We start from the raw sequence: 9,453 nt of genomic DNA on the forward strand, positions 1-9,453 counted from the left end.
CTTGCCCCTAGACGCGATGGGCGGTCGGTCGTACCAGCAGAGCACAGGTGAGGACGGCGAGCACCGCCGCCGCTCCCCCGGCCGCCACCGGGCCCGCCGCGGGTTGCAGGGTCTGCGCCGCCGCCGCGAGGAGGCAGACGAGGGCGGCGCTGAGCACCGCGCCGAAGGCCTGGAGCAGCAGCCCCAGCCAGAGCACGGTCCCGACGAGGAGCAGGGTGACGAGCCGGGGCGGCGTCGGCCAGGGCGCCCCGGGCCAGGCCAGGGTCGCGGCGAGGGTGAGGGCGGTGAGGGCGGTGAGGTAGCCGCCGAGGCAGAGCACGAGGGTGCCGGTGACGGCCCGGCGGAACTCGCGGGCCGTGGTCAGGGTCCGCAGCCGGGTCAGGCTCTCGCCCCGGAAGCGGTGCAGCAGCCACTCCGCGGGGCCCATGGAGAGGGTGAGCGCGATGACGGCTCCCGCGCCGCTCACCAGGGTGTCGCCGATGCCCGCCTGGAGGACGAGCAGCCCGCTGCCGAGGCCGAACAGGCCGTACGGGAGGGAGCCGGCGCGCGGGGGGCCGCCGCGTCCCGCCGCGCCGCGCCGCGCGCCGGGCCGCAGGACGACCGCGGCGAAGACGGTGCTCGCGGTGAGGGCGGTGAGGAGGAGCGCGGCGCGCAGCGGGTCGGGCAGGTCCCAGCGGAAGGCGGGGAGGGCGCCGGCGAGCGGCAGCAGGGCGCAGAGCAGGGCCCGTTCGCGGCCGAGGACCAGGAGCACGGTCGCGGCGGCGAGGTACAGCGACTGCCCGGCGGCGAACAGGGCCGCCGGGGCCTCGCCCGGCGCGGCGGCCGCGAAGGCGACGGCCGTACCGGCGAGGGCGCCCGCCGGGGCGCCGGTGAGCAGGGCGCGGGCGGCGGCGGGCCGGTCGCCGAGGCCGAGCCAGGTGTACGCGCGGTGGGACAGGGCCTGGTTCCACACCCATCCTGTGACGGCGCCCGCGAGGAGCGGAACCGTTCCGCCGGGGAGCCCGAAGCGGCCCGGCTCGCCGGCGAGGAGCGGGGCGGCGAGGACGTACGCGAGGCCGGGCAGCGCGAAGACGAGCCCGCGCAGGAGGCAGCCGGCGAGCCCGGTGTGCCAGGCGCCGCCGGGCGGCCGCGACGCCGGTGCGGGGTGGTGGCGCCGCTCCACGCGCGCGTAGAGGTCCTCGGCGAGGGCGAAGGAGTCGGCGCGGCCGTAGGTGAGCCGGATGTGGTCGTCGGTCATGCCGTCGGATTCGAGGAGGGCGGCGATCTCGTCGGGGTGGACGGCGACGGCGGCGAACTCTTCGAGTCGGACGGTGAGTTCGTCGAGGGGGTCGGCGGCGGGCGCGCCTCCGGCGGGGTGGACGGTGGCGGGGGCGGAACCGCCGGGCGGGTGCGCGGCGGGCGGGTGCGCGACGCGCCCCGTGCGGTCCTCGCGGCGGGGGCGCGGGATCGCGGGCAGCGGGGTCCCCGTCGCCGGGGGCTTCAGCCAGAGGGAGCCGCTCACGCCGGGGTGCCTCCGGTGACGAGGGCCGCGGAGGTACGGCGCGGCGTGGGGATGCGCAGGCGCAGGGGCGCGGGGACGAGGGGCAGGGCAGGGCGTGGAGGGCGGGCGTCGGCCAGTTCGCGGTAGATCCGCCGGAAGCCGTCCACCGAGCGGTGCAGGGTGAACCGGTCGATCACCCGCTGCCGGGCGCGGCGGCCGAGTTCGGCGCGCCTGGCCCCGTCGCGGAGGAGGGCGCTGACGGCGGCGGCCATGACGGCCGGTTCGCGGGGCGGGACGACGATCCCGGTGTCGCCGACGGCCTCCCGTACCCCGCCGACGTCGGTGGAGACGGTGGCGCGGCCGCAGGACATGGCCTCGATGAGGGAGAAGGGGAAGCCCTCGCTGATGGAGGAGAGCATCACGACGCTGCCGGCGGCGTAGGCGCGCGGCACCTCGGAGACCCGGCCCTCGAAGCTGATGCCGTCGGTGACGCCGAGTTCGGCGGCGAGCTTCTCCAGGCGGGTCAGGTAGTCCTCGTTCCCGGCGGGGACCGGGCCGAACAGGCGCAGGCGCAGCGCGGGGAGTTCGGCGCGGCAGATCGCGTACGCCCGGATCAGGGTTTCGAGGTCCTTGATGGGGTCGACGCGGCCGCACCAGCTGAGGGTGGGCGTCTCGGGTTCGGGTCCGGCCTCGGGGAAGGCGGCCGGGTCGACGCCGTTGTAGACGGTGCGGATGCGGTCGGCGGGGGCGCCGCCGCGCTCCTCCCAGCGCCGGTTGTACTGGTTGCAGGGGGTGATGAGGTCGGCCTTGCGGTAGCCGAGGGTGTTGAGCTCGCGGTAGAAGCCGAGCATCAGGGCCTTGACGGGCCAGCGTTGCGCTTCGGTGCGGTAGCCGAGGTAGCGCTCGCGGAGGTAGATGCCGTGTTCGGTGAGCAGGAAGGGCACTCCTTCGAAGTGCTGTGCGGCGAGCGCCGGCAGGGTGGCGAGGCCGCTGGAGACGGCGTGGGCGACGCCGCCGCTGGATATCCGGGCGGCGAGCGGGCGCAGGGCGTGTTCGAGCAGGTCGGTGGCGGTGAGCGCGTCGTGGACGGTGGGCCGGGCCGCGAGGATCGGCAGGTGCGGCATGGTCCAGATCCACATGAGGGAGCGCAGGGCCGCCTCGGAGCGCAGGGCGGTGGTCAGCCGTCCCTGCCGGGCGAGTTCGGCCAGCTCGTACAGGCCGGTGCCGAAGTCGCAGCCCGCCTCCGGGTCGAGGAGGGCGAGCAGGGTCCGTTCGTACGCGTCGAGGAAGCGGCGGCGGGCGCGCCCCCGCAGGGGCCGGCGGGCGCGGGCGGGCGCGGCCGGTCCCTGCGGGAGTCCCCAGAGGGGGTACGCGGTGTGCCGGGTGATGTTGGGCGGCAGCTCCCAGGTGACGGGTTCGCGGCCGCTGCCGGTGAGGGCGAGGATCTCGAAGTCGACCTCGGGCATGCCTCGGACGAGCTGGTCGCACCAGGTGCTGACGCCGCCGTGGACATGCGGGTAGGTGCCTTCGGTGAGCATGGTGACGTGACGGCCACTGCTCGGCATGTGCGTTCCCCCAGAACGTGCTGGTCAGGCGGTCGGGAGCGTGAGTGTGACGTGGGTCTGGAGCAGTTCGGGCGTGGTCCAGGCGGAGCGGGTGCCCGCGTACGGCGCCCCGAAGGCGGTGGTGCCGATGAGGAGCTGCTTGCGGGTGCCCTCGGGGGCGGTGATCGGCGCGGTGAGGCCGGCGGGTGCCTTGACGGTGACCGCGGTGCCGATGCGGTAGGCGGTGACCTTTCCTTCGGCGAGGGCCTGGTCCCAGGCGGCCCGGCGGAGCAGTTCGGTGCCGACGTCCTTCTGGCGCGGGTTCACCACCGGGGCGCTGGGGGCGAACAGGGCGCGGTAGTCGGCGAGCACCCGGTCGAGGACGGGGTAGAGGAGGCGTTCCTCGGCGAGGTTGGACTGGTGCACGTAGTGCGGGCGCGGGTCGTTGCCGAGGACGTGGGAGAGGGCGGTCCTGGCTTCCTGCGGGACGATGTGGTCGGCGTAGCCGGTGGTCGTCGGGAGCGGGCCCGGCAGGCAGGTGGAGGCCGGGTTGGACTCGCAGATGCCGCTGCCGCCGTCAGCGCGGGAGGTGTAGACCCAGTTGTACTCGTCGGTCATCTCGGCGGCGGTGCCGACGTTGTAGTACACGTTCATGGGGTGGCGGGGCACGGTCTTCGCGGCGCCGGTGGCGGTGCCGAGGGAACGTTGCTGCGGTTCGCGGGAGTTGTCGCTCGCGAGCCACTTGACGCCGTTGTCGGCGAGGGCGCCGGCCAGGTGGGGGTTGTCGGCGGGCTGCTGGGGAAGCGTCCTGAGGCCGGAGTGCTCGCCGGTGACGAGTTCGCTCCGGTCGACGGAGATGCCCTTGCCGACGGCCCAGTTGTGGTTGTTCCGGATCTGGGCGGACAGCTCGGAGCGGCCGACCCACAGGGTGTTGCCTGAGGTGTCCTTGGCGCACTGCCAGGGGACGACGGTGTTGTCCTGGACGCAGCCGAGGAAGGGGTGGGTGTAGGTGTGGTTGATCCAGCGGTACTGGGCGCGGTCCGCGACGAGCCGGTCGGTGAGCGCGTCGGCGCCGCCGTGCTCGGTCTTCCACTGCTCGCCCTGGCCGCCGTTGTAGACCATGTCGAGGGTGAAGCCGGAGGTCTTCTGCCAGGCGGCGGCGTACTGGGCGTCGGCGACCGTCATCCGGATCGGGTCGACGCCCTCGCCCTCGTCGCCGACGCAGTCGAAGTCGCCGGGAGTGCAGTTGAGGGCCGTGTCCCAGCGGGCGTCGGGCGCGAAGACGTCGTCGACGTGGACCGAGAGGTAGTTGCGGCTCTGGCCGAGGTGGACGCCCTGGGTGAGCCATTCGACGATGCCGCGGGCGAGGGCGCGGAACTGCCGCTGGTACTGGTTGTAGGCGAACGTGACGACGAGTTCGCGGCGTCCGTCGGAGGTGTACTCGCCGACGAGGCTGGCCCGGCCGCCGCCGTCGACGGGGACGTCGAGGTAGCTGGTGTAGCCGGCCCGGGGCCGGCCCGCGTAGCCGTAGCCCTCGGCGATCGCGGGGTCGTTGTCCTCGAAGGTGAGCGCTCCGGACAGGTACCGGAAGGGGCCCGCCCTGCCCGCGGCGGTGACGCCGGCCGTGGTCCCGTCGAGGACGCCCGACCAGCCTCCCTCGTTCGTGTAGTCGAGACCGACGCCGGGGTGCGACCAGGTGTAGGCGTCGACCTGCGGGATGCCGAACCTCCGCTCGTACGACTGGAGGGCGGAGTGCTCGGCGGAGTCGGGCCCGAAGGCGGTCTCGTGCGGCAGGACGACGCCCTGGTACTTGGCGCGGGGGCGTCCGTCGACCGTGTCGCTGAGGAAGGCCGTGTCGAGGACCGGCCGGTTCGGGTCGTTCAGGTCGATCCTGCGGTACGGGACGCCGGAGCCCTTCAGCTCGGCGGTGATCGCCCCGACCGCGCTGCCGCCGTCGTCGACGACGAGGACGGTGAGGTCGATCCGGGGCACGGGGGCCGTGGCGGCCTGTGCGGACGGGACGACGGTGGCGAGCAGCGCGGCGGCGGCGAGGGCCGCGGTCCTGGCGGTGCGGGCGCCGCGGGGCGCGGTTCTGGGCGTACGGATTCGGCCGGAGTCCATCAGGTGGTGTCCCCCCTCGGCAGGCCCGCCCGCACCGGAGCACGGAACGGAGGACCTGTGGAGATGCTGCAGATGGTGCGAAGACGAGAGCGTCGTCCTTGCGTGACTGAGGCGAGTGTGAAGGAGCGCTCCGAGCCTGAACGGTAAACATGAAAGAGACACCACGGATGAGTGAATCACCGCCGCCGTGAGCGAACCGGATGAGCGAGCGTAGGCTCGTTCTCGGCGCTCTCCGGGCCGAAATACGATGCGGCGGGCACGGTCGGCCCATCCCTCGACCGCTACAGAACTCAATGGAAGCGAGATTTCACCACCGTGACTGCTCTCACTCTCAGCACTGCCGGCGCGGCGACGCTGCGCGCCGACGCCCTCGTCGTCGGCGTCGCGAAGTCCGGGAAGACGCTCGTCGTCGCCCCGGGCGCCGAGGCCGTCGACAAGGCCTTCGAAGGCCGGCTCGCCGCCGTCCTGGAGACCCTGGGCGCCTCGGGTTCCGAGGGTGAGGCGACCAAGCTGCCCGCCCCCGCCGGCCTCAAGGCCCCCGTCGTCCTGGCCGTCGGCCTGGGCACCGCGGCCGAGGACGGCGCGTCCTACGGCACGGAGACCCTGCGCCGCGCCGCCGGTACCGCCGCCCGCGTCCTGACCGGCGCGAAGAAGGCCGCGTTCGCGCTGCCGATCGCCGACGCCGAGGACGCCGCCGCCATCGCGGAGGGCGCCCTGCTCGGCGCGTACGCCTTCACCGCGTACCAGGAGAACGGCAAGGACGCGAAGAAGCCGCTCGGCGAGGTCGCCCTGCTCGGCGCCAAGCCGCGCGACAAGGCACACAAGGCCGCCGCCGAGCGCGCCCTGGCCGTCGCCGAGGAGATCAACCGCGCCCGCGACCTGATCAACATGCCGCCGAACGACCTGACCCCGGCCGCGTTCGCCGCCGCCGCCCAGACCGCCGGCAAGGAGCACGGGCTCAAGGTCCAGGTCCTCGACGAGAAGGCGCTCGCCAAGGGCGGCTACGGCGGCATCCTCGGCGTCGGCAACGGCTCCGAGAACCCGCCGCGCCTGGTCCGGATCGCGTACACCCACCCGAAGGCGGAGCGGACCCTCGCCCTCGTCGGCAAGGGCATCACCTACGACTCGGGCGGCATCTCCCTCAAGCCGGCCGGCCACAACGAGACGATGAAGTGCGACATGAGCGGCGCCGCCGCCGTGTTCTCCTCCGTCGTCGCCGCCGCCCGCCTCGGCCTGGAGGTCAACGTCACCGGCTGGCTCGCCCTCGCCGAGAACATGCCGTCCGGCTCCGCCACCCGCCCGGGCGACGTGCTGCGCATGTACAGCGGCAAGACCGTCGAGGTCCTCAACACCGACGCCGAGGGCCGTCTCGTCCTCGCCGACGCCCTGACCCGCGCCTCCGAGGAGCAGCCGGACGCCATCGTCGACGTGGCGACCCTGACCGGCGCCATGGTCCTGGCCCTCGGCAACCGCACCTTCGGCATCATGGCCAACGACGACGACTACCGCTCCGCGATCCACGAGATCGCCGAGGAGGTCGGCGAGGCGTCCTGGCCGATGCCGCTCCCCGCGGACCTGCGCAAGGGCATGGACTCCCCCACCGCCGACATCGCCAACATGGGTGAGCGGATGGGCGGCGGCCTGGTCGCCGGCCTCTTCCTCCAGGAGTTCGTGGGCGAGGGCATCACCTGGGCCCACCTGGACATCGCGGGCCCCGCCTTCCACGAGGGCGCCCCCTACGGCTACACCCCGAAGGGCGGCACCGGCTCCTCGGTCCGCACCCTGGTGAAGCTGGCCGAGCGCACGGCGGCCGGCGAGCTCTGACCGGTCCGCGACGGCCCCGGGTCCCGTACGGACCCGGGGCCGTCGCCGTCCTCTCGCGACGAAATCCGTAGGTTCGTACACCCGGGTCCGCCCTCCGTGGGGACGATCGGCCGTCTCAGAGCACGGCCCCGCGTCCCGTCGGCCGTCAACAAGTGCGAAGATGGGTTCTCGGCAGGACAGGGCCCCCACCACAGGGCCGAAATAAAGCGGCCGGACACCAGCCGCCGCCCGGTCACTGAAGACCGGCGACGAGCGCACATGCATGGAGGACGTGACGTGGCGAACGACGCCAGCACCGTTTTCGACCTAGTGATCCTCGGCGGCGGTAGCGGCGGTTACGCCGCGGCGCTGCGCGGAGCGCAGCTGGGCCTGGACGTCGCACTGATCGAGAAGAACAAGCTCGGCGGCACCTGCCTGCACAACGGCTGCATCCCGACGAAGGCGCTGCTCCACGCCGGCGAGGTCGCCGACCAGACGCGTGAGGCGGAGCAGTTCGGTGTCAAGGCCTCCTTCGAGGGCATCGACATCAAGGCCGTGCACAAGTACAAGGACGACGTGATCTCAGGCCTGTACAAGGGTCTGCAGGGTCTCGTCGCCTCCCGCAAGGTGACCTACATCGAGGGCACCGGCCACCTGTCCTCCCCGACCTCCGTCGACGTCGACGGGCGCCGTGTCGAGGGCCGCCACATCCTGCTGGCCACCGGTTCCGTGCCGAAGTCGCTCCCCGGCCTGGAGATCGACGGCAACCGGATCATCACCTCGGACCACGCGCTGACCCTCGACCGGGTCCCGGAGTCCGCGATCATCCTCGGCGGCGGTGTCATCGGCGTCGAGTTCGCCTCCGCGTGGAAGTCCTTCGGCACCGACGTCACGGTGATCGAGGGCATGAAGCACCTCGTCCCCGTCGAGGACGAGAACAGCTCGAAGCTTCTTGAGCGCGCGTTCCGCAAGCGCGGCATCAAGTTCAACCTCGGCACCTTCTTCCAGTCGGCCGAGTACACCGACAACGGCGTCAAGGTCACCCTGGCCGACGGCAAGACCTTCGAGGCCGAGGTACTGCTCGTCGCCATCGGCCGCGGCCCGGTCTCCGCCCGCCTCGGTTACGAGGAGCAGGGCGTCGCGATGGACCGCGGCTACGTCCTGGTCGACGAGTACATGCAGACCAACGTCTCCACGATCTCGGCCGTGGGCGACCTCGTCCCCACGCTCCAGCTCGCGCACGTCGGCTTCGCCGAGGGCATCCTCGTCGCGGAGCGCCTGGCCGGTCTCAAGACCGTCCCGATCGACTACGACGGCGTGCCCCGGGTGACGTACTGCCACCCCGAGGTCGCCTCCGTCGGCATCACCGAGGCCAAGGCCAAGGAGATCTACGGCGCGGACAAGGTCGTCGCCCTCAAGTACAACCTCGCGGGCAACGGCAAGAGCAAGATCCTCAAGACCGCGGGCGAGATCAAGCTCGTCCAGGTCAAGGACGGTGCCGTGGTCGGCGTCCACATGGTCGGTGACCGCATGGGCGAGCAGGTCGGCGAAGCGCAGCTGATCTACAACTGGGAGGCGCTGCCGGCCGAGGTCGCGCAGCTCATCCACGCCCACCCGACGCAGAACGAGGCGCTCGGCGAGGCCCACCTGGCCCTGGCCGGCAAGCCGCTGCACTCCCACGACTGACGCTCATCGTCATCACAGGGCGCGACGACCACTTTCCGCAATTCGTTAGGAGCAACTGAAACCATGTCGGTTTCCGTAACCCTGCCGGCGCTCGGCGAGAGCGTCACCGAGGGCACCGTCACCCGCTGGCTCAAGGCCGAGGGTGAGCGTGTCGAGGCCGACGAGCCGCTGCTCGAGGTCTCGACCGACAAGGTCGACACCGAGATCCCCGCCCCCGCCTCGGGCATCCTGGCCTCCATCAAGGTCGCCGAGGACGAGACGGTCGAGGTCGGCGCCGAGCTGGCCATCATCGACGACGGCTCCGGCGCCCCCGCCGCGGCCCCGGCCGAAGAGGCCGCTCCGGCCGCCGAGGCCGCCCCGCAGCAGGAGGCCCCGGCCCCCGCGCCGCAGGCCGCCCCGTCCACCGAGGCTGAGGCCCCGGCTCCGGCCCCGACGGCCGAGGCGGCCACCGGCGGCGGTTCCGCCGAGGGCACCGACGTCGTCCTTCCGGCGCTCGGCGAGTCCGTCACCGAGGGCACCGTCACCCGCTGGCTGAAGTCGGTCGGCGAGGAGGTCACGGAGGACGAGCCGCTGCTCGAGGTCTCCACGGACAAGGTCGACACCGAGATCCCGGCCCCGGTCTCCGGTGTCCTCCTGGAGATCGTCGTCGGCGAGGACGAGACCGCCGAGGTCGGCGCCAAGCTGGCCGTCATCGGCGCCGCGGGTGCCGCTCCGGCCGCCCCCGCCGCTCCTGCCCCGGCCGCCCCCGCCGCCGCTCCGGCTCCGGCCGCCGCCCCGGCCGCTGCCGCTCCGGCTCCGGCCCCGGCTGCCCCCGCCGCC

6 protein-coding genes are annotated in these 9,453 nt (G+C 73.2%); 3 read left to right on the plus strand and 3 right to left on the minus strand.

Annotation, left to right across the window (positions count from 1 at the left end; all coding sequences use genetic code 11):
- Nucleotides 1-7: 7 nt before the first annotated feature.
- Genes ABT034_RS32960 through ABT034_RS32970 form a run of 3 tightly spaced genes read right to left on the minus strand, consistent with a single transcriptional unit; the run spans nt 8 to nt 5,145 of the window.
- The gene (locus ABT034_RS32960) at nt 8-1,501 is read right to left on the minus strand and encodes a hypothetical protein (RefSeq protein WP_351220767.1); all 1,494 of its coding nucleotides are present in this window, start codon (nt 1,499-1,501) and stop codon (nt 8-10) included.
- The gene (gene pelF, locus ABT034_RS32965; protein WP_351220768.1) at nt 1,498-3,045 is read right to left on the minus strand and encodes a GT4 family glycosyltransferase PelF; all 1,548 of its coding nucleotides are present in this window, start codon (nt 3,043-3,045) and stop codon (nt 1,498-1,500) included. The genes ABT034_RS32960 and pelF overlap by 4 nt, the downstream gene beginning before the upstream one ends.
- Nucleotides 3,046-3,069: 24 nt before the next feature.
- The gene (locus ABT034_RS32970) at nt 3,070-5,145 is read right to left on the minus strand and encodes a hypothetical protein (RefSeq protein ID WP_351220769.1); all 2,076 of its coding nucleotides are present in this window, start codon (nt 5,143-5,145) and stop codon (nt 3,070-3,072) included.
- Nucleotides 5,146-5,460: 315 nt separating this feature from the next.
- Here ABT034_RS32970 and ABT034_RS32975 point away from each other — a divergent pair, with 315 nt between their 5' ends.
- From ABT034_RS32975 to ABT034_RS32985, 3 genes are all read left to right on the plus strand, one after another.
- Nucleotides 5,461-6,969, plus strand: a complete 1,509-nt coding sequence (locus ABT034_RS32975; RefSeq protein ID WP_351220770.1) for a leucyl aminopeptidase — start codon at nt 5,461-5,463, stop codon at nt 6,967-6,969.
- 276 nt (nt 6,970-7,245) lie between these two features.
- On the plus strand, nt 7,246-8,634 hold the full coding sequence (gene lpdA / locus ABT034_RS32980) for a dihydrolipoyl dehydrogenase (RefSeq protein ID WP_351220771.1): 1,389 nt from the start codon (nt 7,246-7,248) through the stop codon (nt 8,632-8,634).
- Nucleotides 8,635-8,697: 63 nt separating this feature from the next.
- The coding region (locus ABT034_RS32985) for a biotin/lipoyl-containing protein (RefSeq protein ID WP_351220772.1) at nt 8,698-9,453 on the plus strand (756 nt) is incomplete at its 3' end.

Source organism: Streptomyces sp. NPDC002773, from assembly GCF_040295605.1.
Classification (GTDB): Bacteria; Actinomycetota; Actinomycetes; order Streptomycetales; family Streptomycetaceae; genus Streptomyces.